Genomic DNA, 23,302 nt, shown 5'->3' on the forward strand with positions numbered 1-23,302 from the left:
GAATAATTAATATAAAAACTTAAATATTATAGAAAGTATTATTTAATTATTCGTTAGCACTTCAAAAACCCAAGTTTTCGGAAAAGACCCAAGTACCGGAATGTTTAAGCCGGTCTTTTAGAGTTATAAAGTTCAATTAATGCGTGTTGTAGAGTTACGCCTTTAATCTGGGCATATTCGCGGACGTATTCCTTGGTTACGCCCTCATCCAGCTTTAATAGTGCCTCATACAGTCGTTTTATGCCATTTAATTCAAATTCATCCTTTTCTTCTACTGGCTTTTCAATAGCAGACTTATAAACGCCAGATTCAACGATAAATTCTTTTAATGGGTTCTCTTTGTTAAGGTCCTCTTCGCTGAGATCACTACCCAAAAACTCTTGGGTCGATACTTTTGGAAGCCTAATGTTTTCTAAAGGAGCGCCTGTCTTTTTAGCTGAATCGGAAGAAGGCTTGCTGTCATGGATTTCTTTCGCTTCGCCTTCAATGAAGTTATCGGTTTTTAAACTTACTTCAAAATAAATGCCCGTGATATTACGTCCTGTCTTGATTTTCTTTTCAGTAATAAACAGGTCAGTAAAACTATTAATCTGATCAATTGCCGGCTTCAATACACGTTTATTGAAGTTGGTCATATCCGTACTTTCGGGATTTTTCTTGTCTCTATACTCATGAGGAAGAAGGCCCATCTTGGCACGGAAGTCCTCAAAGTCATAAACAGGAGTTTTTCGTATATCCGAATTTTTCCAACTAGCGACCAACTCATACAGACGGATGCCATATTTACTGGTCACATCGCGTAAATTGTCGATGGCATATTTGGTAAAGGTTCCTTCTAGCTTGGTTACTAGAGGAATCACATCAGGAGCTAGGGTGATCGTTAATAATGCATCATCCTTAACGTATGAAACTCGTGATACCCAACGTGACCGAACCACCTCAATCTTGCCATTTCGCATTGTGGTGTAAGAAAAACGTCTTTCAAATAAGGTATCTTCGGCTTCCTTCAGTGTTTTATATGCCGCGCTCACTGTTGTATTAAATTTTTGGGCATATAAGGAAGCCGGAATCTCGATAATCGTTTCGGCAGTCAGATCTGCATTCTTGTTTCTGGAAACTAAAATGGCGAGTAGAATTATTCTTTGCTCAGCAGTGTCCAAAGCGTAGCTTGCATTAATCAATGCATTCGCTTTATAAACATCTGAATTCCTAATAAGTTCTGCCATATATTCCGTTTCAGAAAGGTTTTATTGGTTTTCGTAAAAGGTACATGATTAGATAATGTTTGTAAATCTAGTTAATCAGTCAGAATTGAGCGGATTTATATTTAAGGATTTTGACCAAAACATGACAATGTAATGACATTACCGGAGTTTTTGTACCTTTATAGGCATTCCTTCGGAATTTTTGTACCGTTATCGCCTGTTTTGAACGGAAAAAATGTACCGTTATCACTCCCCTATCGGAGTTTTTGTACCGTTATGATGATTTTGGCTATTAGTTTAGCGGAGAAAATGTACCTTTATAGGGGTGTAAACGGAGAAAATGTACCGAAATCCTTTTATGTATTCTTTAAGTTAATGGAAAAATGGCTTTAAAAGGTACTTATTCGGAGTTTTTGTACCTTTATAGGACTTCTAACGGAGAAAATGTACCGTTAAAGGCGATTTAACGGAGTTTTTGTACCTTTTAAACTATTGAAAATACAGGACAGAATTTTTGTACCGTTAAAAAGGAATATTTGTACCGTAATTAAAACTTTTTGTACCGTTAAAACGGAGTATTTGTACCGCTCAAACGGAGTTTTTGTACCTTAATAGGCTTTGAAAGTATTTGATAGCAATCGTTTCAGAGCTTCTAAAAGAAAAAAAGAAAAGATTTTAAATTCAAATAGGTTTTAAGTTATCCACAACGGAATTTTTGTACTGTTATTATTAGAACTCTTGTAATTCAAAGCATAGAGCGTTTTTAAAAAAAAGAGTTCACAGGAAGAAGTAAAATTGGGTTTAGTTTTAAATTCAAATTAAGATTTGTTTTGAAGATAAGAGTACATAAGGATAATGCATGTTGTTAAAAACATTATTCCCCCTACCAGATGCCAAAGAAATGAAATCATTGTTCTATCGGCTCATCATAGGTGCACACTGTAAACAGACAGTGACATGGATATTGTTTTGAATTGTTGAAGCTGTACATCCTGAAAACAGGATGCACAGCATTAATGTACCGAAATGCTTCATGATAAGAATAATTTCTTTTCAGCAGCACGGCGGTTAACTAATCCATTAATACGTTTGCCATTGTCAAAAATCCAACGATCAAACTGATTTGCAGCAGCAATATAGTTCCCTTGGTTAAGGACAGCCAACATTGTACTTTTGACAAATGCAGTTTCACCTACGTTGTAAACAAACGAAGCAAGCGCATCAAATTGATTTTGAGTTACCTTGACCTTCACATACTTATCAAGACAAGCATCAACCCACTTACAATCGTTTTTAAGCCATTCTTCTGCTTGAACACGAGTACAAGTATCACCCATTTTTACAGGTTGGCCGTTTGGATATTTGATTGTGCCGAAGCCAATAGTCGGGACGCTACCAGTATCCAGATATGCCGTATTCCTGAAACCTTCAAATCCACGTATAAGTTCATATCCTTTTTCGGAAATATCCCATTGCCCTGTAACGCCAGATTCAAGTTTGTAACCAATGAGTTTGGCGAAAGTTTCTAATCCCGCCTTCTCGATAATCTCGTCACCAGCAGTTACTTGTTCCTGAGTTAATCTGCCTCCTGACATCGCCCGAAGCCAAGAATAAGTTTGCGCAATCTGAGCCATTTGCACTGATGCAAGTGCGGATACCATGCTACTCATTAATCTTTAAACTCCTTCAGGTCGTTTTTAATATCAGTTGCAACTTCGAAAATGTCGGAATCCTCCTTCTTTTCGATATAGTTGAAAATCCAACGGACAATAGCCCACCCCGGCAAACCACATGTGAAGAAGAAACCGCCAAGCGCGATCATTCCCCATACGTCTGTTGCCCAAGCATGAAGGTTAAATTTGATGATGATGAAAGAGCCGCCAGCCAAGCTTGAAATTACTGTGGTAATCAAGCCAACTCCCCACTCTCTCGGAGATCTCGGCATCCGCATCATGAGCACTACAGCCGCAACTGCCATCACACAGATTGCGACTACGATAGTCATGCCAAATGCCTTCCAAGCAGCGAATCCACCGATAGTAGTTGATACTGGTTCGGTCATGATTTTCTCGCCTTAGATTAGTTGAGAAAATATAACATTTTTACTATATTTTATAAATAAGCACTTACTAATAATTTATGAGTGTGTAAAAATTATCGTTGTTCAATTTTTAGGATGTTTACTATGGCATTAAAGCAGATCACGAAAGATGAAGCTAACCTTTTGAACGTTCTTTTAGGGCAAGTCAACTTGCTCGAAGGTCAAAATGGAAAGCCGGTTGAAAACTTGACCTTGATTTACGATCGGAAGACTCCTGGTCTAGCTTCGGTCGGACTGGTTTATGTAGATGAAACCACTACCACTGAAGAAAATGGCGGTACTGCGTAACCATTCGACTTCATTAAAAAGGCTTCCAACTGGAAGCCTTTTTATTACATATTAGTGACGTCAATTGCCATAGCAATACAAGTGGCATTTCCGACTGCGGCTGTGCTAGAGCCTCTATCCTTTGCTACTTTATTCCAAATATATTGCAAATTAAATGTACCGTTTGCTTCGTCAATCCAGAAAGCAGGAATGCAGAAATTTAATCCAAAACTATTTCTGAGAATAAAACATTTACCTTGATACCCAAGTTGAGTAATAACAATAGCAATTTTTTTGCCCACAGTTCCGCCAGCAATTGGCTCAATGTAAGTGGCACTTGGAGTTGTCAGAGGCATATTGTAATTTTGATTCATCCTAATAGCTTGAAGATAACTTACTGGACGGAATATTGGCATATTGGAGTTAAAAATTGGTCGCTCGCTTTCATCGTAGATTTCAATGCCAAAGTTTGTTGCGCTACTTGCTACAAAAGCCTCTCGCATATTCATAAACTCATAAACTGTAAACGTTCCTTCCTCTTTGTAATGAGCATTATTTAATATCTCGATAGAATAGACACGATTAACGCCTACGGGAATATTGTCCTGTAAATCGAATCGCAATCTTCTGTTTGCGTAGTCATGCAAATAGATGGCAATAATTGATTTAGGGGTTAGACATGTGTAGTCCCCTTGCCTGTTGAATTTAGTGGGTCCTCATCGTCGCGAACCACTTCATGAATCAGCATCCAGTTTAATTTGCCGTGATCATCAAACGAATAATCCAGCATTTGAAGCGGAGTGATGATGTAGGCGTAAGCAGATAGCCCAGCTTCCTTTTCTTCCCGTTTGTTTAAGGGTCTTTGATCTTCTGGTACCGCATCCATATCAATAACTACCCCAATACGACCGTAAATTGAGGTTTTCTTACTGATCTGGCGAACGAAATCATTAATCGTTAAGCCGCTCTTGGTGCAGTTTTTCCAAAACTTCACCACGTCGGCAGGAGCATCTACCTTATTGCGGGTGATTTCCTGCTTGAATAAATATTTATTAATTAAATCTACAACTTCGCGGGTATGGTTGAAACGATAAGCGCGTGAGATACGATCCTTGAATTCGGCATCACCCTCTTTGATGTATTTGAAGATATGATGATTAAACCATTCTCTGCCACCGCTATAGGTGTCATCCATAAACATCCAGTGTTTGGACATGGCTTCATATAGTGGATGACGACGTGATACTAAACGTACAAGAGGGTCATTCGCTTCTTCTGAGGAAGCGGTCGAACTTATTGCATGTCGGTCGTATGAGGATAGTTCGGTTGTCATCTTATCGCCTTCAAAATATTAGTAAGCGCTTACTAATAATATAGGTTAAATTGAAACGCCTTTAATTTCAATCTTACGAAGTGGGAATTGGTGCTCGATTGCATATCCAATGGCATCGGCACTGTGTTCTACACCACCTGATTTATCAACATCACGTCCACCTGGTTTGTAGATGGTCTGTTCAAATGAATTGATCAAATGCTTACATTTTTCATCAACCCTTAATGCAACTGTTCCATCCGCAGTTCTCAACATGCGGTTAACTGCATTTACCCTGTCGGCAATTGCAGGGTGCTTTCTTCTGTAAAGAATTTTCTTAAATCCCTTCTCGCGCATGATGTCCAAGTCGGACTCACCACGAGCATGTTGGCGTTGACCGCCAGCAGGATCGGGGAAAATGACAATCTGTTTCATATACCGCCAGTATTTCCGTTCAATCTCTTCACAAATCTCTTCCGTGTTAGAGCCGAACTGGACAATCTCATCAACCACCCAAACTTCGCCATTTGGTTGCGGCTGCATGATGACGGTACTCATTGGGTCGATGTTAAAGTCCATGCCGATCCAGATTGGCAGTTTTGGATCAAAAGGATATTTCCCGACATGTTCCTTACGATCAAACGGGTAATAAACACGTCCAGACATGGTTTCGAAGGAAGCCAAAAATTCCTGCTTGAATGATTTCTCATCCATATCGGCTCTAGCCGCTTCAATTTCCGATTCAGGAATAAATGGAGATGTAATGGTTGGGAACTGCCATGACTGCCATTGGCCAGCTTCGACCTTTTTCGGGTCTTGTCCCTGCATATAGACGGTATATAACTGGTTATATGCTTTAGGTGTGCCGATAAAGATGGCATGACCACCTGTAGAGGCAAGGGTAGGACGCAAACATTGTGTCCATGCCTCTTCGCTAATGTCTTGGAATTCGTCCAATACCAAGAAATCGATACCCACACCACGCAAAGAGTCTGGGTCATCAGCGCCTTTAAGTTCAATCAGGGTGCCATTAACAAGTTCAATAGATAGACTTGAATGGTTAATCTTAACTACCCACTTCCGAGGAATGGCTTCAATCAAATCCTTCCACATGATTTGTTTTGCCATTCGGTAAGTTGGCGCTACGTACCAGATTCTTTGTCTTGGCTTTCTACTTTTACTGATAATCAGAGTACGCGAAAGGCTGGTCTTACCCCATCGGCGACCAGCAACCACTACGCGAAATCGAGCATTTGAAAGATAGACTTCCATTTGCTTTGGATGCAATGAAAGCCGAACCTTATCTGCCATCTAAAACCATCATTCCCCTGAATCATTTGATGGCTCTAACATGTCCTCATCTTCAAAGTCGTAATTACCATTGTTGAAATCACGCTCTTTCAATTGTTGAACCTGATCGGCCGTCAATTCTTCAATTACCAATTCCGGAAGTTGAGTAGCATCTACAGCATCAGGCTTATCCAAACCTAAAACGGCGTACCGTTCTTGGCGGATCTTTGCCAAAACATTCGAAGCGATTTCTAGTGCTTTTAAATTTTGTTGAATCGCCGCATAGGCACCGCCCTTTGCCTTGGCAGTGACAATTTCATTCCAAGTCAGGCGAGCTAGGCCCGTCGCCATCTTGTAATGTTCTTCTTTGGTTTCCTTAATTCTTTGGCTATGTACGGTCCCTTCTGACAAAATATCTTCGGCGACCTGTTTGGAGATACGCTCGGAATGTTCCTTGGCCTTCTCCCCTTTCGTGATTTTCCGCTTCTTCATGTGAAGGGAAACAGAAGTTGCGCTTACCCCGACTTTCTTGGCTAAGTCCTCTAGTGTCACATCACCAGAAGCCCATAACGCCTCTGCTTCTGCCCAAGCACTTGCTGAAGGGTATCTGCGTTTGTTGGCTGTTTCTTCAGTCATGCAATCACCTAAAAAAAAGGCGCGTACCAGCTACTAAATGATATGCGCCCTCTAAAAAGTCAGACACGCACCATTTCAAACATGTCCGATGGCCTCTAGGATAAGCAAAATAAAACCAAAAGTAAATAATAAGCGCTTATTAATAATTTTATTTAAGAGTAATAAGCAAGCGCATACCAAAGCACGCAAGCTAGTGCTGTATTTTCACTTTCAAATGGTCTGGTTACGTAAAATTCAGAGCCAAGAATAAAGACTGCAACAAACTTGTCTTGAAGCTGTTCGGCTTTCTCTAAAGCTTTTTTAGAGCGTCTTTTGGAGGATTCATGGCTGGCTGGAAGGATGAGTGGATGTAAGTTTAATTTGTATAACTCCCTGAAAGTTATATTCTTATCCTCGCAATAGTCCGGACAGTGTGTATAGCCATCTTCCTTCCTGATTGCGAACTCTCCACAGATCGCCGTGTCATGGCCCAATAAAATATCAATTTCAGAATTTCCGACGATGCCTGGCTCAAAATCTTCGCCGATAAGAAAGATTTCCTGTACTTGGGACATTTGGGAGTTCCGCAGTTTTCCGAATATATTAATAATACAATAAAGTAAGCACTTATTAATAATATATTATTCGAAGAGTTGCGGAAAACCCAAATTACCCAAATGTCGGAATTAAACAAGGTCGGGCTGTTTTTTATGTTTAATGGCTTTACTCTCGGTATGGGCTTTATTGATTTCCACTAACTTGCGGTATTCAGTCAGGACGTTTCCAAAAATCTCATCAATGGTATAAGCCTCAAATTCACGCGAAGGCTCGTGTTCATGTAGGCTTTCCGCGAATTCCTGCCATATGTGAACACACTCATGGCAAAGCACGGTTAGTACCTCATTTTCGTCAGCGTCAAACATCCTCGGATAATAGATCGCGGCAATCAACTCGCCCGAATTGTTGGCGGCATAGAAAGTGATGGCTTTAAAATGGGACTGAAAATGCTCTTTAGCAATCTCGTAAAGCGCATGATGGCTTTCATCTTCCATAGCCAAGAATTGTTTTGGGTCTTGGACCAAAACATACCATAAGCGATTGTACGGAGTGCGGAACCAACTTGGCGAGGTTTTCTTAACGCTTTTTACCTTAGAAGATTTTTTCAATTTCCTCATCCTCATTTTCTACAAGTACCTGCCGTAGCGAAGGTACATAGGCGTTTAGTATTTCCTCGCCCAATGGCTTGATGCTGACGACCGTAAATCTACGCCCGTTTCTCACCACGTTTTGCCCGCTCTTCTCAATCAGGCCTCTTTTAATCAGAAAATTTAGGCTGCATGTAATGGCTTGTCGGGTGCAGGTGTAACTCACGGCGTCATGAAGCTGTTCGATTGAGAGCAAAGAACCGTCTGGATTTTTATCGCGAATCTTTGTCAGTAATTCGATCTGTTTTGGGGTTAGACCTAATTGCATTCGAATAAAAGCCCTCTTGATTTAATGAGTTCAACATTTAGGGGTTCGTCTGGTTTCTGACAGTCAAATGCCAAAATTGATACCCGTTTGGGAATCTCGTGCTCAGGATGTTTGGCTTTGTAGATCAAGTCAGGATTGGTATAGACCCCATATAACGGAGACGCAAAAACCAGTTGTTGAATGTTCTTTAGCAGCTTTTCGACAGGCATGCTCTCTACACGGCTAAAACCATTCAGCCGGTTATTGCCGGATTTTTCCAAAGAGCTGTATTGGTAATAGAACTTCCGCATTTCAGCGATGATCTTCTTTTTGATAGGTTCGGGTTTGGAGCTCAGCTCCTCCAGAATCCCCACAACATCTGTCGGATGCTTGGTTTCAAACCATTTCACAAAGAAGTCCACACCGCGTTGATAATTGGTCGCCTGCTTAGGCGAGGTGAACTTGATGCCTGCCCTTTCCACGAATGGATTGAATTTCGACATCGAGCTTTGGAACTCGGTATGTTTTCTATCCACCATGCGCATCATTAAATTTTGGGCACGATACGCAATCCCGCAACCACGGTAGATGGTGTCCAGTACAAGTCGGCTATTGGTGCAGACATTTTCGTTTAGCCATTCAGCCCGACTTTTATTGATCAGGCGGGTATCCTTGCCGTTGACGTTTGGACGTAGATATTTGAACAAGTCATTACGACCCGAAAGCAACATTTTGGGAACAGCCAGAATCCCGACACCAATGGTCTTGCCATGCAGGGTTACTTTCCAGAACCTTGAACCGATCGGCAGCGTTTCTGCCTTGTAGTGCAATTCGTGCAGAAGGTCCCAGTCACTCTTGTCACCCGGCTCCACAATGATGTCCTTGAGCAATGACAGGTTGTGGTTTTGCTTAGGTGATTTACGAGTAACGAGAATATCTGGTGTATCGAGTAAAACCTTTTCCATACCTTTCTCAATCAAGTAAGGGCGTTAAACGCCCTTTGTTAAATCACTTCCCAAGCTTTCAAGACATCGAGTAGCGGTCGAACACCACTGTATCCCGATAAACGACCTACCTCTTTGCCATCTTCCTTGCAGATCAGGGTAGGCACTTGCGTTACGCCCGCTTCTTCAAACTGCTGTTTGATTTCAGGTTCGATATTGTTTGGATCAATGGTCAGCACATGGTATTCGGTTGCGCGACCTAGCATTTGTTTTTCCAGAATCGGCTTGATGGTCTTGCAAGGTGAGCAGACGGTTGAAGAATATAGGGTTAATGTGCGCTTGGTTTGCGCTGGTTCGCTCTCAGAACGCTCCACAACTTCTGCTTGAACGATTTGCTCTGCAACAGTTTCGGATGCTTCTGACGCGAATTCATGAGCATCTACAGTGTCTTTAGTTACAACTTTTTTTGATCGATTAGTCATACTTGTTTAAATCCTTCAGGTGCTTTGGTGATTACCACTTTTTCGCGGTATCGCTTATCAATGAAGAGGCTTGGGTTGAGGTCTTCAACCATGTCGTCATGCGTTGTGGCAACCAGTACGGTTGTTCCGAGTTTTCGGGCAATTTTCTGAATGTTGTACGCAACAACTTTGGCAACAGTTCGATCAAGAACGGCAAGAAATTCATCTGCAATCCAGACGTCCGCCTTGCTCTCAATCAGTTTTGCCAGTTTGAAGCGATAACGTTGGCCGTCCGAGAGGGCATCAAACTTGTTTAGCCAGATATAGGCATCAGTGATGCCGGCAATGGTGAGTACATCCAGAGCGTCTTTTAGTGTTTCGCCAATCTGGTCGACGATTGGACGGTCATCATGCTCAATGGCATTCAGGTCAGCGACTTTTAAGCCGCTTTGTTCCATTTGTTCCGCCAGCTTCCGTAGCAGGGTCGATTTACCGCCACCAGACTGACCAGTGATGTAAACGATGTCTCCCTGCTCGATTTCAATTGGCGTGTTATCGAAAACCACAAATTCCTTCGCATCTAAGCCCAACCCGAACGACTCGGCAATTTCCAGTACACGTTCGGTACGCTCAACTGACGTTTTGTATCGGACATCGATGTTATAAACAGCCATTAAGCGCTCTCCACCAATTTGCTGATATACGTTACGAAAGCGTCCTTCCCTTCTAGTCCAGTTGCATCTTCTGCAATGGCCATAAAGTAGTGAATGGAACGTGATTCTTTGCCCGATACTTCGCTGAACCCTAAAACCTTGTCGATTCGGATAGGTTTTTCGTTCGATTCCGATACTGCATTTGCCGTATGGCGCTGTTGCTCGGCTACCGCGCTGTCCAGATCATCAACAATCACATCGACGTTCATTTCGGAGAGGTCGGCTTGCATGAACTCCAGCTCCTTGCTGTCGAAGATGTCCTCAAGGAACTCGATGTTGATGGATTGCAGCTCCAGCTTGAGCAGGTCGGCATCAATGTCACCAATGGCAACTCGGTTATCGGCCAAGCGTGCAGCTTTCACCTGTTCTTCATTCAAGTCATCGCGGACCAGAACAGGTACTTCGATTAAACCTAACTTGATGGCTGCAAGACGGCGACCATGCCCCTTGATGATTACGCCATTTTTATCTACCACAATGGGTTGATCCCAACCGAAGCGGGCAATCGACTCGGCAATCTTGGCGACTTGTTCTTCACTGTGGATTTTGGCGTTGAGTTCGTAAGGCTTTACATCGTCAACAATCCACATTTGGATTTTTAGTTCGCTCATTCGGCCACCCGCGTATCGGTTTGCTCAATCAACTGCTTGTTGATCTGGTAGAACTTTTCGCGTTGCCGATCCCTGACGGTAGTTAATTCCCAAGGGAGCGCTACCCATCCGAAGCCACCTTCAGGTTCGATATAGAGACGACCTTCTACGTTGGCTTCTGCAATCTGCAATTCTGTTAGGTCGCATGTTGAAACGATGCGGTATCCATTGCAGAACTTCTTCAAAAACTTCAAGGCGCCGTCATCTACTTCGGGAACCGCCCCTTCATGTTCCTGTTCAGGCGTGTTGAAAGTGATAACTTCCTGAAACTCGCTCTCGAAATAGTCTGGCTTGAGGATGACCACCGTTCCATCTAGGTTTTTAGCGATGTAATCACCTGCCTCGGCTGTACCAATGCCGGGAATGACAAGGGAAAAGTCTTCATCGGTATTTCCCCCTACTCTGGCTACTGTTTTCATTTGGGTTGAGCAGTGAACCCCAAGCCAGAGTTCAATTTCGGAGCCGTTGTTTCCATTAAACTGGATTGCTTCAAGGTCTACAGGGTATTGGCCACCCCGTCGGTACATTCGAACCTGCCCTTTTTGAGATAAATCGGTCATTAGCCATCCCATCCTTCATATGGTTTCATTACTTGCTTCCCAAGAGATAAACCAAGGCATCCCCTGCATTCGTCAAGCTGTCGGATTCGGTAAAGCCCTGTGCCTTAATGGTCTTCTCGATGAGTTTGGTAATTGCGTCTACGTCCTCGATCGGAACCTTGAAACGCATGATTTGGTGAGTTTGAACTTTGGTTGTCTTGGGTAATTCAACTTCCTCTGATGGCGAATCGAGATCGCTTAGAGCGTCCAGCGCTATATTAGTGCTAGAGAAGATGTCGATTTCTTCACTTGACCAAGGCATTACATCGATCAATTCATCGATACCGCCAAGATCATGAAGAATTTCGTTGAGCTTAACGATGTCATCTTCGCCATAACGACCGTTGTCGATTAGACCGATCTCTTTTGCTCTGGCTTCGTCAATGCGCCCAAGGTTCATTACCGGCACAGTGAGTAGACCAAGACGTTTAGCAATCATTGCTCGGTGCTGACCGCCAATGATCTGTAAGCGGCCATCAAGAAGGGTACGAACGATAATTGGCTTAAACATACCGTGACGTTTAATACCTTCTTCGATTTTTCGCTCGTTTTCAGGTGATACGACGTTTGAATTCCAAGGATTAGGCCAAAGCTCTCCTGGGTCGATTTCTAAATATTCAACTGACATAGGAAACTACTTTGAAATATTAGTAAGTGCTTACTTATAATTTAAGCCAAATATTAAGCAAATGCAAAAGGTATTGAAATGGGAAAAGTTGTAACAATCGCTTATGACGCCGTAAATGCCATCCTACACAAGCCTCCTGTTGAGGCGAAACTTGAAGTACAGTCGGCGCTTAGTTATTTGGTGGATGGCGCCGAAGAAACTCTAGCGTTTAGACAGCACCGTTGGGATGGCAGATCGTCATTTTTTGACTTTGCCAAGTGCTCTTTTCCAGCAGGATTTGTAGTCCATGTTACGGATCGACTCAAGAAGGCAGGTTTTGAAGTAAAACTCGCACGAAAACCCCTCCCCGCTCCACTTGGACCTGCCCGACCAGTGGTAGATAGTTACGGATATGACCCTCGTTACGATTACCAGCCGGAAGTTATGGATCGTCTTGTACGTCATGGCCAGATTATCGCTCAAGTCGCTACTGGTGGCGGTAAATCACGCATTGCCATGTTGTGTCAGGCCCGAATTAACCGCCCTACCTTGTTTTTAACAACCCGTTCGATTCTGATGTATCAGATGAAAGATGCATTCGAAGCAAATGGCGTTGCATGTTCGGTCATTGGTGATGGCAGTTTTGGACAGGTGAATGAAAAAGGTCAGCTCTCCATCAAGAAAATGACGGTCGGAATGGTTCAAACCCTCGCCGCCAAGCTGGAAGAGACGACTTTAGAGAAGGAATTTCAGATCCTTTATGACAACGTAGTCAAAAAACACGAAAAAGAGATTTCGGACACTAAAAAACAGCTAATTAAGGTCGGTAAAGTCGAGTCCGAAATCAAAAAAGTGCTTCATAACCTTGCACTGCAACATGAAAAGGAGCTTCAGGACAAGGCACCTGCGATGCAAGCCAAGGCAGAAGCAAAATTCAAGGAAAAATCACTCGTTAGACAGCAAACCATCAAGCTTTTGGAGCTTTTTGAGTTCGTAATTCTCGAAGAAGCACATGAGGCAGGTGGAAATTCGTATTACGAGATCATGCGCCACTGTAAAAACGCCTATTACCGCTTGGCATTGACCGGAACGCCGTTCATGCGTGAAAGCCAAGAGTCAAATATGCGTTTGATGGCTTGTTCCGGACCGATTGCCATCAAGGTTACGGAAAAAATGCTGATTGATCGCGGAATCCTTGCTAAGCCTTACTTCAAAATCGTCGAATTGAAGAAAAAGCCAGCCAAATTACACTCTATTACCCCTTGGCAAGCTGCCTATCGCTTGGGAATCGTGCAAAACGAAGAGCGGAACAATGCCATCTGTATGGAAATTCTCAAAGCCCGTGAATATGGCATGACGGCGATGGTTCTCGTCCAGCATACCTCGCATGGCGACACCCTATTGAAGCTGTTTGACGATATAGGTATCAGAGCGAGATATATTCGCGGTGAAGATGATCAGGGAGAACGTAAATCTGCGCTCACCGAACTTGCCAATAAGGATATTGATGTACTGATTGGAACAACAATTCTTGATGTGGGTGTGGATGTCCCTGCTGTCGGGTTGATTATTCTTGCCGGTGGTGGGAAAGCGGAAGTTGCCTTACGCCAGCGTATTGGGCGCGGGTTACGTGCTAAGAAATTCGGTCCAAACGTTGCGTTTATTGTTGATTTCACAGACCAGCACAATTCAACGCTCAAATCTCACGCTAGACAGCGTTTACAGATCATCAGAGAAACACCCGGCTTTGGCGAGAATATCGTTGCGAATTTCGAGTTTGAAAAGCTCGGTTTCAAAAAAGCTGCATAGTGTTCTGGGCTTGTTCAATGTTTTGGGCAAGCCCGTTTTATTTTGTGGTATTTCAGCGTGATCAATGCAATAATAACTATAATATGCAAGTTTTAATTTTCATCAAATTTTAATTGGAGCAAATAATGGCAGCTACTAACTCTTCCAAATTTTATAAAGAAAAAGGTTTAGTTCGAACATCCATCACTTTGCGTCCAGAGACAATCCAGACCTTAGAAAATATGGCAAAACAGCATAAACTCACTCAAGGCGAGATTGTTGACGCTTTTGCACGTTTGCTTGAAAGTGGCAATCTGTCTGATCAGCTTTTCGGTGTGCATATTGAAGCCATTCGCGAAGAAAAGATTGCTGAAAAAGAGCGTAGGAAGGAATTGAAGAAAAAAGCGCTAGAGTTAATTAAATCTGGCCAAGTGCAGTAAGAAATGCCTCAAGTGATATATGGGGCATTAATTTATTCGGAATATCATAGGTAATTAAAAAGCTTAGCTCAATAAATTGTAGCCCAAATATTTTTTCAGCTTGTTCAATACGCGACAAAATATCTTTACTTGATCGGGAGTTAAATTAAGTTTGCCCAAAAGTAATCTAAAATTTCTACTATCGAGCTGGTTTGAAGCCCAAAGCAATGTAGCGGCTTTATTTTCGCCGAATTCGTAAAGACGATCTATTTTTTCGTTAATATAAGAATTATCTAAACCCTGTTCTTCCAGAATTTCGATAATGTGGTAAGCAACATAATTTAAATCATCCTTTGAAGCCATCTTTTCCCTCTTTACTTGGTCAAATAGCTTAAAGCTAATAAGAACTAACGAAATCGTTGAACTTAATAATTTCCTTATAAACGTTTCTCTTGCAACTGGCCATCGGGTCATAAGGCTTGGTCATATTCGGATTATTGCATGACATGTTGGCCACGATCGCATAGGTTCCCTTCCCATAAGGCTCCTTAGAAACCTTTACGATGATCTCGCCAGTGAACTCGCGCGGAGCGTATGTTTCGATTAATACGTTATTTGAACTTCTGATCTTGTAATCAGCGTATTTACTCACCCACAAATGAGCAGCTTCCATTTTCTTGTCACATTCTTCTTTGCTTGAGCACGTTGGTCGGGTCTTTGCAATCGCAGCCAGATATTCGTCCTTATTCATCTTTTTCATGATTGCCAGCTTTTGCCCAACATAAACAGTTGGTGGATCAGGGAGATCATTGTCTTCTGCCAGCTTTGCCCACGTGGTCCCGTTACGCTTGGCTATATCATTTAATGATTCGCTCGGTTTCACGGTGTACTCGGCGAACAGGCCCTCCCCTTCTGCCATTGCATTTGAACAAACTAAAATCAAAGTAGCCAAAAAAAATCTTTTCATATTGATCCTTAAATATTATTAGAAAGTCGTCCTGAAAAGAATAATGGACATGGCGTACTGGGACAAGGATAAGTGTATGGATTTAAGCGGCGCAAGGGTAAAGTATTTGTTATATAGGCCTGGTGGTGAAAGGGTGTTTGGAAAATGGTCGCGATTGACACAGGCTATGCACCCGACACATTCGCGTTTTTTCTAGGACTTCGATATTAATATATAAAGAAATATAGTAATCGCTTACTATATTTCTTTATCTTTGCATGTTCACTTATTACGCTTGTTATCTTGTCTCATAATTAAGACAGCGATTAATAGTTTATGTTCGTTGCTAATCATGTTCTTACTCTCTATTAGAGTGATATTAGTAAGTGCTTACTAATATCACTGATTACTAAATTATGCGTTTGCTTGTTTTTCGCTTAACTCTTTCTTAATGTCATGCTGTACGCGCTCTAATTCTTGTTGTGTATTCTCTTTCATTTGCAAGAATGACAATACAGCTTCAATAAACTGAGAATTTTCATTAAACGTTATTTCACTGTCTTTTACAGACTTCACAACGTTACAGATATTAAGCGCTCTCAGTGTCATACGTGAGCTAGACGCTTGTGATGATGCTGTGCTGTGCGCTGATAAGTAATACTGTCTTACTTTCTTTTCATGCGACTGTGCGCGTATTTCAGTTGTGCAGCATAAACGACATTCATTAACAGTAAGTGAACCGTACTGCAATAAGTTTAGCAAGATTGACATTGTGTAACCGTCTAGCTTGCGTCTGTCGTTTTCAGCGATAGCTGTAATCGCTTGAAAGATTTTTCTAATGACTTTCACTTGTACAAAGTCAATGTGTGATTTATCAGTGTGAGCGATGATTGTTGCTAGATCTGATAAATCAAACTTAGCTTTTTGAAGCGTGTCTATTTTATTAAGCATAGAGCGTGAGCATGCTTCTCTTAAGTCACTGAATAACGTGCTTGATATTTTTTGTTCTGTCTCAAGCTTGTTATTCATACGGTTTATGATCGCGTTTGCTATATCAAGCTGTACTGCTACTGCTTTGCTAGTAACTTTTTGCTGTCTTGCATACGCTTTTATTGTCTCTTGATCTATAACTATTGCATTACGTGCTTCATGAGCTGAAAAATTAACGTCTGCAAAGATGTTTAGAGTTTCTGTGTTTTTAACTTGTGCATTCATGATTTTTGACCTTTTGTTAACAAGCTTTATTGCTTGATTAAATATTAGTGCAAATAAAAATTTAGTGCAAGTTTTTATTGATTGAAAGTTATTTAGTGCAAATAAAATTTAATCGAAATTTTCATTAATAAAAAACTTGCACTAATAAATAAACTCCGCTATTCGCGTGCGTGCGCGTTTCATCTATATGCTTTATACAGACATTCTCTAGGCATGCATTGGGTTGTTTGCTGGCGGTTTTTCTTGAGGTTCGGGCACGCACCCGCTTGTTTAAGCGCCCTAGGTCTGCCTTGGTTGTTAAAGATAAGGATGTGGCATTCCAAGGAGCTGCTAGGTGCTCTTTGGTTATATAAATGCGTGGCGCTTGGTTATAAAAATAGGATGTCGGCCAAAGTTTTGATTTTTTTGGTGGGCTGTTTTGGAATATTAGGATGAGCCTATGCCCATCCTACCGCTTCATTAAGATTTGAGTCATAGGCATGACCAGTCTCAATATCTATAAACATGAGATTGGTACGCTCGAAATCTTCCCGCTCATCTTCATAGACGGTTTTCTCATCATAATTTACCGCAGCATCATAAATATCACCGACCGCTACACCAATGGCATCAATGATGCTTTGATCTATGGATGAAAGGTCGGCATCCGTTTCAATCCCATATTCGCTGCCGATATCATCACTGAGTTTATAGCGGGTAAATTTCGGTTCTACCTGTTTGCCCTGCAATAATGAAAGAATCACGACAAAACCGTTGTCTAGCCCAATCTTTTGCGCTTGGTTCGCTGATATAAAGCCCCATTGAGCTAATTTACCTTTACTTGCAAGGCGACGAATTTTAAGCATTTTCCGCTTAACCAGCATAATTACTCCTTGTTTATTTAGTTGAAGAAAATATTAGCAAGAAGAAATAGGTGTAACAAAATTTAGTTAATGTAAGTTTGCATTTCACTAATTCATGTATTTAGGTGGGGAAATTTAATTTTCAATATGCGCGCCGCGAATTTTTGAAGATCCAGCATAAAAAAAGCCCGACCTAGAGGGACGTCGGGCAAAGGAGGTTTTCAGACGCAGAGTTGTTGTAAGTTATGTTAATTCGATAGATTTGGAATTCTAAGGAAATGTTTTTAATTTTTCAAATTCCATATTCTATATTTTGGTATGCCCTTTTCTTACAGCGGAAACCACTAACGTTAAGGAACGCCCCCCCAAACCCCCCCATAGAATTTTGCCTCATAAATCTTGGAGAGAGTTTGGGGAGACGTAACCTAACCTAGCCAATTTCCACCACAAGAAAAGGAACTTTTCTTTACAGTGCAAACCACTGACACGGTATAAGCCACGACCCCCATCAAGCAAATCGCGTCGGGGAGAAAATCTCAACCCGAAACCCATTTGTCAGAAGTATAGTAAGCGCTCACTAGATTGTAAACCCCCTAGGCATGCCTGATTTATCCATTTTATGCCTTGGTATGCCGTGGTACAGCTTCAAAAAGCCAACTTTACGCTGGCAATGGAATAACTTTAAATTTTCGAACACCAATACCGCTAATTTCAATCATTAGCGCGTAATTCAGGATGAATAAATAACATGATTACTTATCCTCTTTCCAAAGACTGTTGTGATTCACATGTCTGCCCAAATCAATCAGCTTTTGCATATCCTCTATAGATAGACCGTGATAACGTGCAAATGCCTCAACGCTTAAAAAGTCGTTGTAATACTGAATATAGAGGTCGTTAAGGCGTGTAGTGATTGCATTAACCATCTCGCTCATTAGCTCGTTTTGTTTTATAGGCATGACTGTAAAACTCTATGTGTACTTAGATGCATAACAGTGTATAGAGATAGAGCAGGAAACAAAGCTAGAGAACTAAAAATCCATTTATATGGCTATGTAGATAGATTTCTATATTTCTACATAAGTGCCTAGGCATACCTATTGGTTGATGGCGATGTGTGGCGATTGGTGCATTGCCTCATCCCTAGATAGAGAGGTGCAGGTATAATAGAGGTATGGGCTGATCTGGAAGTGGAGCTGACCGGCTTACCTATGTGCGCCGTGGTGTGCTTGGTTATAAAAATAAGAATGTCGCCCGAAGTTTTGATTTTTATATTTCCTGTAGGTCAAAGGAATGGCTAGGTAGACGATTGATTGAAACACACAATTCTTTGGCTCACTCCGTTCGCCTTTGTTTTATCGTCTTATCTCTCTACTAAGTGCTTAATATCCTCTATCTCTCTCCTTATACCTGTTTATCTATCTACATATCTATATAGATAAATATTGAGCTATTTTCCCTATACCTGTTCTATCTCTATCTACGCTTACCTATGCCTATCCGTATAGTCCTATTGTTATCTATCTATATAGATTTCTACATTACTACACAGTTTTACTTGTTCTTTATCTCTATATGATTGGCTTTGTGTATTGCTAGTTTTCTACATTTCTATATAGATAGATTGCTTGTATATCTACTCGATATTTCTATCTATCTAGGTTTCTACATTTCTATAAGTATTGGTGCATAAGTGTTTGCCTATATTGATGTTTATTTCTATCACTTCTTATACGTTTGAGGATTTTCTTTAGCCGCGTATCTCTATCTCTACGTTTACCGAGACTTGGGTGTACTTGGGTATTCCGAGAGTTTTCGAATATATAAATATACTTTCTTAGAACATTCTTATATTTCTTATTCTCGGAAATGTAGGCGCGGTTCACTTGGGTTTTTAGAGATTCTTCTCATGTATCTTTCAAACCGGCATAAAAGCTATCATATTTCTTCACCGTTTCGCGTATTTCGCATTTTTCATCTTAAGATGACTCTCTTTATCTCTTTTGCTTAAAAATGCTTAAAACGCTCTAAAAACGCGAAATAGAGTAGAGTTATAAAAACGATTAATTCACACCAAAATCAGCTTTAATTGCCTGAAGGAAAATGCCTAGGATAAAATCTATAAAAATGCCTTAAAAATCAAATAACTAAGTTGTAGTTTTTATTATTTTATATACCACTATTCAAATTATCGCGGATTAGCCTGATTTTTAACATTTTTTGCCTGTTTTTAAGCTGTTTTGGGTTACTATAATGGGCATGTGTCATTAGGGAGTGTCTATTACATGCTTGCTGTAATTATTGTTTTAGGTGCTTTGCTGTTTGTGTCACTCATGTCAAAATTTACGGCGTTGCAGAATGAAAGAAATAAGGCTGCTAGATTACGCCAGCTTTCCGCGAAGGCATCTGAGGCACGAGCAAACTTGGCTATGCACCAAATGAGACTTACTACAATGTCTCCAGAGGACGCCTTTATTTCTATCTTAACCGATGAAGAAGGAGAAAAATATTTAAGCCTTACCACTACGCTTGAGCGACTAGAATTTAAAGTAAATCGGGCTGATGAGGATATTAAGAAGATGGTGAAAAATGTTCAAAATCTCGTTAGTTCCCTTGCATAAAATTATAACTACGTCTTTTTTTGATTTATCGCTACTAATCACATTGAACATATGAGGTGACTTATGTTGATCTTGATTGGTATGGCACTTGTAGCGTTATCGGTCTACCGTGGTATAAGTTTAGGCAGAGATTTAGAAGGCTCGTCGGTAACCCAACTATCCAATAGCATGTATATTCAGGAAATGGTAATCACGCAAATTAAGCAGGCTTGGTATTGTATTGTCGGTTTTACCGGAGCAACCATGATTGCAATGGGGGTATGGCATACCTGGCTATCTTAAGTGAGTTTTTGGCTCCTAACAGGAGCCAGTATCATGATATATAAGATTCAGGTTTTTAATGTTTCGTTATAGAGTGCGCTCAAACATTTGATATTTAACCTGAAAAGATGACGCTTAAAGATCACATTAAACAACTTGTCGGCGAAGAAGAATTTAATAACGTCCTATCGGAGGTAAAAGAAAACATTTCGGTAGAAACAAAGAACTTTAGAAACACTAAGTACATTTCAAATGGCTGCTTGATTATCGGGTTCCTTTGTTTGTTTTTCCCGCCATTTTGGATAGGGGTAGCAATTTTTCTTGTCATTGGTATGGCTACTCATATGATAAAAGCTGGTGTTCAAAAGAAGTTGGAAATATTCAACGAGGTATGGTTTGTCTTAACTGAAGAACTTGAGAATTCCGATGAAAATCTTGATCGATACAAATATTTGATTGAACAGTTGTAACTTGAACCTATCAATAGATAGGTTAATATGGGCTTAGTTAAGCTGGGAATAGTTACATTGTGATTGATCAAGATACTCCTCGCATGACGCCGGAAGAATTAAGACAGGCGGGTGAAATACTCTACGGCACGCATTGGCAAAGCGAATTGGCTCGTGCTATCGGCGTGGATCCACGCCGAGTTAGACAATGGATAACGAGAGAGCGACCAATTCCCGTGGGCATAAGAAATGAGATTATTTTGCTTCTTAAAGAGAAAAGTATAAAATCTGTGGAATACGCCGATTACTTGGATCAGCAATTTTAGAAAGGGCTATTAAGCCATCCAAACAAAAAAGGCTCGCTTATTGCGAGCCTTTCTTTTCTTCATTGTATTGATCGCCTTGTTTTCTATAGGCATCAATTTTCTTTCGAATTTGCTTCATGGCAGCATCATTGAATTTTACTCTTGGATCTTGTTCACCAAATAAATCATCATGAATAGCCATAAAGCGAATACTTGCCACTTTCATTTCGTGACCATCGGGATGTACTTGGTCGGTATCTTCAAAAGTTATAACAAGTAAAGGATCGTACTCGCCTTTAACAACGCGGGCATGATACATATTTAGATAGTATGGAACGGAATTTCGTACAGAAGCCATACTTTTGGCTCTGCCGTAGCGTCTATCGCTATCTTCTATGTATATATCGATGTAACCTTGCTCTCGCCAAAGCTCGATTAGGTTAAAGATGTCTTCTTCGTAATCCTCAATGTCTTCAATAGTGAAGCCTATATGTTGACTGATTACGAAGAATAGGTCGTGCAATTCTGCGTGGGTGATGTATTTTCTTTCGAGTTGTTGATCAGGTTGTGGCATCCCGTTTCATGCGTTCCTTGGCCGCTTCAAAGGCTCTGCGCAAGTTGCGTCTCGTTTCCTCAGAAGAGTTGCCAGTGATTTTTGTGCCACCGAAGCTATTACCCATCTGCACAAGTTCAACAATTGCAGGGTTTACGTTTTGGTTGGTCATCTTGTTCATAACTTTTTTCTCCAGTTGGAGATTCTCGTTAAGAGATGACAGTACATATAATAACTGTCATTTCGCTTTATTGCTTTAATAAGCTGCTTAAATAGTCGGCAGTTTGTAAACTAAATAGGCTACAACCTATTTGATTTACATATGCATAATCGCATCAGATAAATAAAATTTTATCGACCTCTTATAGAATTCTATAAACGATCAATAATATTTCTTAGTTTGCATCGATTATTTTATGCTTTTACGCATAATTTGCAATAGAGAATATTTCAAAATGAAACTATCCCTTTCTAAAATAGAAACTGTAAATCTATGTAGTAATGTAGATATATAGAAATCTACAAATATTATAAGCCTTTATTTTTTATGATTTAATTGTGAAATTTTCTACAAAGGCTTCAAAGCAATCATGATTAATCACTTGTTTTTGATGATTAAAGACAAATTCATATTTTTGATCGTTCTTTTCAAATTTTGCAAAACCACTACTTAACTTCACATGAATCGAATCATGGACGCCCTTTTTATCCTTTGTGTGCGTAACTTTTACTTCATTCTTTTCATAAGCCAGCGCATCAAAGAATTTTGCCATCGGTGTTCTGTCGGCGTATGACATTTCGGTACCTGAGTACAAGAGGAGCATATAAGGAGATTGGCTGCGTAGACTGGGTTCGAACCAGTGACCAACGGATTAACAGTCCGCTGCTCTACCTACTGAGCTACTACGCAATATAGTTAGGTAATTATATTGTTTTATAAGTAACTTTCAATATTGTTATGTAGTAATATAGGAATATAGAAATGTAGATAACTAGATAGATATAAAGCTTGTAATATGGGAGTATAATTATATTGAAGAGGGCGTTTGGCAGATGCCATTGCAAGTAATGCAAGCAATTTAGCACTCGATGGGCTTTGTTGCACAAACCTATCTGTAAAGGCTTTTTCAGCGATATAATTTTCAAATGAAGAAGCCTACACACAAAATCTACCGCACAACCAACTGGTCTTCCTATAATCGCGCTCTCATTAATCGGGGCAACATTTCCATTTGGTTTGATCCAAACACTCAGTGGTATGCACAACCACAAAACAAGCAAGGTCGAAATCAAACTTACGCCGATACGGCTATTCAATGCTGTTTAATGATTAAATCCTTATTCCGTCTATCTTTACGTATAGTCACTGGCTTTGTGCAAAGTCTGATTAAACTTTGCGGATTAAATTGGACCGCACCAGATTACACCACGCTTTGTAGAAGACAAAAGCATATTGATATTGTAATCAACTACCAAAAAAGTAGCGATGGGCTGCATCTACTCATGGACTCTACAGGCATGAAGTTTCTAGGTGAGGGCGAATGGAAGCGCAAGAAACATGGACCTGAATATCGTCGCCAATGGCGTAAACTTCATATTGGTATAGATGCTAAAACCCTACAAATACGAGCAGTTCAGCTTACAACCAATAATGTCAGTGATTCACAGGTGCTTGGTGATTTACTTG

General features: G+C 40.7%; 32 protein-coding genes and 1 tRNA gene. 8 read left to right on the plus strand and 25 right to left on the minus strand.

Annotated features, from left to right (window positions below; all coding sequences use genetic code 11):
• Nucleotides 1-104: 104 nt before the first annotated feature.
• The 3 genes from repM to MKL33_RS08750 all read right to left on the minus strand — a co-directional run bounded on the left by repM (nt 105) and on the right by MKL33_RS08750 (nt 3,267).
• A complete protein-coding gene (repM, locus tag MKL33_RS08740; RefSeq protein WP_000818856.1) occupies nt 105-1,226 on the minus strand; it encodes a replication initiation protein RepM in 1,122 nt (373 codons plus the stop codon).
• A 1,010-nt stretch (nt 1,227-2,236) separates the two neighbouring features.
• Nucleotides 2,237-2,875 (minus strand): lysozyme, encoded by a 639-nt coding sequence (locus MKL33_RS08745; RefSeq protein ID WP_004832954.1) that lies wholly within the window; start codon nt 2,873-2,875, stop codon nt 2,237-2,239.
• Complete coding sequence (locus MKL33_RS08750; protein WP_000138815.1) at nt 2,875-3,267, minus strand: hypothetical protein; 393 nt, start codon at nt 3,265-3,267, stop codon at nt 2,875-2,877. Before MKL33_RS08750 ends, MKL33_RS08745 begins: the two co-directional genes overlap by 1 nt.
• 114 nt (nt 3,268-3,381) lie before the next feature.
• On the opposite strand from MKL33_RS08750, the gene MKL33_RS08755 reads away from it, so the two are divergent.
• Nucleotides 3,382-3,594: a hypothetical protein gene (locus MKL33_RS08755; RefSeq protein WP_225484794.1), complete on the plus strand. Its 213-nt coding sequence runs from the start codon at nt 3,382-3,384 to the stop codon at nt 3,592-3,594.
• Between the two features lie 44 nt (nt 3,595-3,638).
• Here MKL33_RS08755 and MKL33_RS08760 read toward each other — a convergent pair whose 3' ends face one another.
• The 13 genes from MKL33_RS08760 to MKL33_RS08820 form a co-directional block, all read right to left on the minus strand.
• Nucleotides 3,639-4,196 (minus strand): hypothetical protein, encoded by a 558-nt coding sequence (locus MKL33_RS08760; protein ID WP_130119936.1) that lies wholly within the window; start codon nt 4,194-4,196, stop codon nt 3,639-3,641.
• Nucleotides 4,197-4,246: 50 nt separating this feature from the next.
• Nucleotides 4,247-4,906 (minus strand): hypothetical protein, encoded by a 660-nt coding sequence (locus tag MKL33_RS08765; protein WP_227555463.1) that lies wholly within the window; start codon nt 4,904-4,906, stop codon nt 4,247-4,249.
• Nucleotides 4,907-4,951: 45 nt separating this feature from the next.
• The gene (locus MKL33_RS08770) at nt 4,952-6,196 is read right to left on the minus strand and encodes a phage terminase large subunit (RefSeq protein WP_002125703.1); all 1,245 of its coding nucleotides are present in this window, start codon (nt 6,194-6,196) and stop codon (nt 4,952-4,954) included.
• A gap of 9 nt (nt 6,197-6,205) precedes the next feature.
• Nucleotides 6,206-6,811: a hypothetical protein gene (locus MKL33_RS08775; RefSeq protein WP_000134192.1), complete on the minus strand. Its 606-nt coding sequence runs from the start codon at nt 6,809-6,811 to the stop codon at nt 6,206-6,208.
• 152 nt (nt 6,812-6,963) lie between these two features.
• Nucleotides 6,964-7,365 carry a hypothetical protein gene (locus MKL33_RS08780; protein ID WP_000084570.1) on the minus strand — a complete coding sequence of 134 codons (402 nt, stop codon included), beginning with the start codon at nt 7,363-7,365 and terminating at the stop codon, nt 6,964-6,966.
• Nucleotides 7,366-7,476: 111 nt separating this feature from the next.
• The gene (locus tag MKL33_RS08785) at nt 7,477-7,965 is read right to left on the minus strand and encodes a hypothetical protein (RefSeq protein WP_001228682.1); all 489 of its coding nucleotides are present in this window, start codon (nt 7,963-7,965) and stop codon (nt 7,477-7,479) included.
• Nucleotides 7,940-8,263 (minus strand): hypothetical protein, encoded by a 324-nt coding sequence (locus MKL33_RS08790; RefSeq protein WP_001175928.1) that lies wholly within the window; start codon nt 8,261-8,263, stop codon nt 7,940-7,942. Before MKL33_RS08790 ends, MKL33_RS08785 begins: the two co-directional genes overlap by 26 nt.
• Nucleotides 8,254-9,207, minus strand: coding sequence for a hypothetical protein (locus MKL33_RS08795; RefSeq protein WP_130119937.1), 954 nt, complete (start codon nt 9,205-9,207; stop codon nt 8,254-8,256). The genes MKL33_RS08790 and MKL33_RS08795 overlap by 10 nt, the downstream gene beginning before the upstream one ends.
• A 38-nt stretch (nt 9,208-9,245) precedes the next feature.
• Nucleotides 9,246-9,668 (minus strand): thioredoxin family protein, encoded by a 423-nt coding sequence (locus tag MKL33_RS08800; protein ID WP_000184979.1) that lies wholly within the window; start codon nt 9,666-9,668, stop codon nt 9,246-9,248.
• Nucleotides 9,665-10,321: an ATP-binding cassette domain-containing protein gene (locus MKL33_RS08805; RefSeq protein WP_000312034.1), complete on the minus strand. Its 657-nt coding sequence runs from the start codon at nt 10,319-10,321 to the stop codon at nt 9,665-9,667. The genes MKL33_RS08800 and MKL33_RS08805 overlap by 4 nt, the downstream gene beginning before the upstream one ends.
• The gene (locus tag MKL33_RS08810; RefSeq protein WP_001292430.1) at nt 10,321-10,971 is read right to left on the minus strand and encodes a ParB/Srx family N-terminal domain-containing protein; all 651 of its coding nucleotides are present in this window, start codon (nt 10,969-10,971) and stop codon (nt 10,321-10,323) included. Before MKL33_RS08810 ends, MKL33_RS08805 begins: the two co-directional genes overlap by 1 nt.
• A complete protein-coding gene (locus tag MKL33_RS08815) occupies nt 10,968-11,570 on the minus strand; it encodes a hypothetical protein (protein ID WP_000131110.1) in 603 nt (200 codons plus the stop codon). Before MKL33_RS08815 ends, MKL33_RS08810 begins: the two co-directional genes overlap by 4 nt.
• Before the next feature lie 28 nt (nt 11,571-11,598).
• Nucleotides 11,599-12,237, minus strand: coding sequence for a ParB/RepB/Spo0J family partition protein (locus MKL33_RS08820; protein WP_000110211.1), 639 nt, complete (start codon nt 12,235-12,237; stop codon nt 11,599-11,601).
• A 78-nt stretch (nt 12,238-12,315) separates the two neighbouring features.
• Between MKL33_RS08820 and MKL33_RS08825 the strand changes: the two genes are divergently transcribed.
• Both MKL33_RS08825 and MKL33_RS08830 read left to right on the plus strand, forming a co-directional pair.
• Nucleotides 12,316-14,025 (plus strand): DEAD/DEAH box helicase, encoded by a 1,710-nt coding sequence (locus tag MKL33_RS08825; protein ID WP_000521251.1) that lies wholly within the window; start codon nt 12,316-12,318, stop codon nt 14,023-14,025.
• Between the two features lie 125 nt (nt 14,026-14,150).
• On the plus strand, nt 14,151-14,444 hold the full coding sequence (locus tag MKL33_RS08830) for a hypothetical protein (protein WP_000741665.1): 294 nt from the start codon (nt 14,151-14,153) through the stop codon (nt 14,442-14,444).
• Between the two features lie 63 nt (nt 14,445-14,507).
• Here MKL33_RS08830 and MKL33_RS08835 read toward each other — a convergent pair whose 3' ends face one another.
• The 5 genes from MKL33_RS08835 to MKL33_RS08855 form a co-directional block, all read right to left on the minus strand.
• Nucleotides 14,508-14,786 (minus strand): hypothetical protein, encoded by a 279-nt coding sequence (locus MKL33_RS08835; RefSeq protein WP_000146944.1) that lies wholly within the window; start codon nt 14,784-14,786, stop codon nt 14,508-14,510.
• Nucleotides 14,787-14,820: 34 nt separating this feature from the next.
• Nucleotides 14,821-15,390 carry a LysM peptidoglycan-binding domain-containing protein gene (locus MKL33_RS08840; RefSeq protein WP_000819254.1) on the minus strand — a complete coding sequence of 190 codons (570 nt, stop codon included), beginning with the start codon at nt 15,388-15,390 and terminating at the stop codon, nt 14,821-14,823.
• Nucleotides 15,391-15,783: 393 nt separating this feature from the next.
• Complete coding sequence (locus MKL33_RS08845; RefSeq protein ID WP_114259646.1) at nt 15,784-16,584, minus strand: hypothetical protein; 801 nt, start codon at nt 16,582-16,584, stop codon at nt 15,784-15,786.
• A 437-nt stretch (nt 16,585-17,021) separates the two neighbouring features.
• Entirely contained in the window at nt 17,022-17,447 is a 426-nt protein-coding gene (locus MKL33_RS08850) for a hypothetical protein (protein WP_000960558.1), read from the minus strand.
• 731 nt (nt 17,448-18,178) lie between these two features.
• A complete protein-coding gene (locus tag MKL33_RS08855; RefSeq protein WP_002017361.1) occupies nt 18,179-18,352 on the minus strand; it encodes a hypothetical protein in 174 nt (57 codons plus the stop codon).
• A 1,359-nt stretch (nt 18,353-19,711) separates the two neighbouring features.
• Between MKL33_RS08855 and MKL33_RS08860 the strand changes: the two genes are divergently transcribed.
• The 4 genes from MKL33_RS08860 to MKL33_RS08875 all read left to right on the plus strand — a co-directional run bounded on the left by MKL33_RS08860 (nt 19,712) and on the right by MKL33_RS08875 (nt 21,083).
• Nucleotides 19,712-20,047 carry a hypothetical protein gene (locus MKL33_RS08860; protein ID WP_130119938.1) on the plus strand — a complete coding sequence of 112 codons (336 nt, stop codon included), beginning with the start codon at nt 19,712-19,714 and terminating at the stop codon, nt 20,045-20,047.
• Between the two features lie 63 nt (nt 20,048-20,110).
• Nucleotides 20,111-20,329, plus strand: a complete 219-nt coding sequence (locus tag MKL33_RS08865) for a hypothetical protein (protein ID WP_000906142.1) — start codon at nt 20,111-20,113, stop codon at nt 20,327-20,329.
• A gap of 107 nt (nt 20,330-20,436) precedes the next feature.
• Nucleotides 20,437-20,778 carry a hypothetical protein gene (locus tag MKL33_RS08870; RefSeq protein WP_000172715.1) on the plus strand — a complete coding sequence of 114 codons (342 nt, stop codon included), beginning with the start codon at nt 20,437-20,439 and terminating at the stop codon, nt 20,776-20,778.
• Nucleotides 20,779-20,834: 56 nt separating this feature from the next.
• Complete coding sequence (locus MKL33_RS08875) at nt 20,835-21,083, plus strand: hypothetical protein (protein ID WP_025465282.1); 249 nt, start codon at nt 20,835-20,837, stop codon at nt 21,081-21,083.
• Between the two features lie 37 nt (nt 21,084-21,120).
• On the opposite strand, the gene MKL33_RS08880 is transcribed toward MKL33_RS08875, so the two are convergent.
• The 4 genes from MKL33_RS08880 to MKL33_RS08895 all read right to left on the minus strand — a co-directional run bounded on the left by MKL33_RS08880 (nt 21,121) and on the right by MKL33_RS08895 (nt 22,525).
• Nucleotides 21,121-21,636 carry a hypothetical protein gene (locus MKL33_RS08880; RefSeq protein ID WP_032035758.1) on the minus strand — a complete coding sequence of 172 codons (516 nt, stop codon included), beginning with the start codon at nt 21,634-21,636 and terminating at the stop codon, nt 21,121-21,123.
• The gene (locus MKL33_RS08885) at nt 21,623-21,796 is read right to left on the minus strand and encodes a hypothetical protein (RefSeq protein WP_002009082.1); all 174 of its coding nucleotides are present in this window, start codon (nt 21,794-21,796) and stop codon (nt 21,623-21,625) included. Before MKL33_RS08885 ends, MKL33_RS08880 begins: the two co-directional genes overlap by 14 nt.
• 364 nt (nt 21,797-22,160) lie before the next feature.
• On the minus strand, nt 22,161-22,388 hold the full coding sequence (locus MKL33_RS08890) for a hypothetical protein (RefSeq protein WP_223235331.1): 228 nt from the start codon (nt 22,386-22,388) through the stop codon (nt 22,161-22,163).
• A 61-nt stretch (nt 22,389-22,449) separates the two neighbouring features.
• A tRNA-Asn gene (locus MKL33_RS08895) sits at nt 22,450-22,525 on the minus strand.
• Between the two features lie 236 nt (nt 22,526-22,761).
• Here MKL33_RS08895 and MKL33_RS08900 point away from each other — a divergent pair.
• Nucleotides 22,762-23,302 (plus strand): IS5 family transposase (locus MKL33_RS08900; protein WP_130120077.1); only part of this gene is annotated, 541 nt, incomplete at its 3' end.

Source organism: Acinetobacter sp. AOR43_HL (genome assembly GCF_027854635.1).
Lineage (GTDB): Bacteria > Pseudomonadota > Gammaproteobacteria > Pseudomonadales > Moraxellaceae > Acinetobacter > Acinetobacter pittii.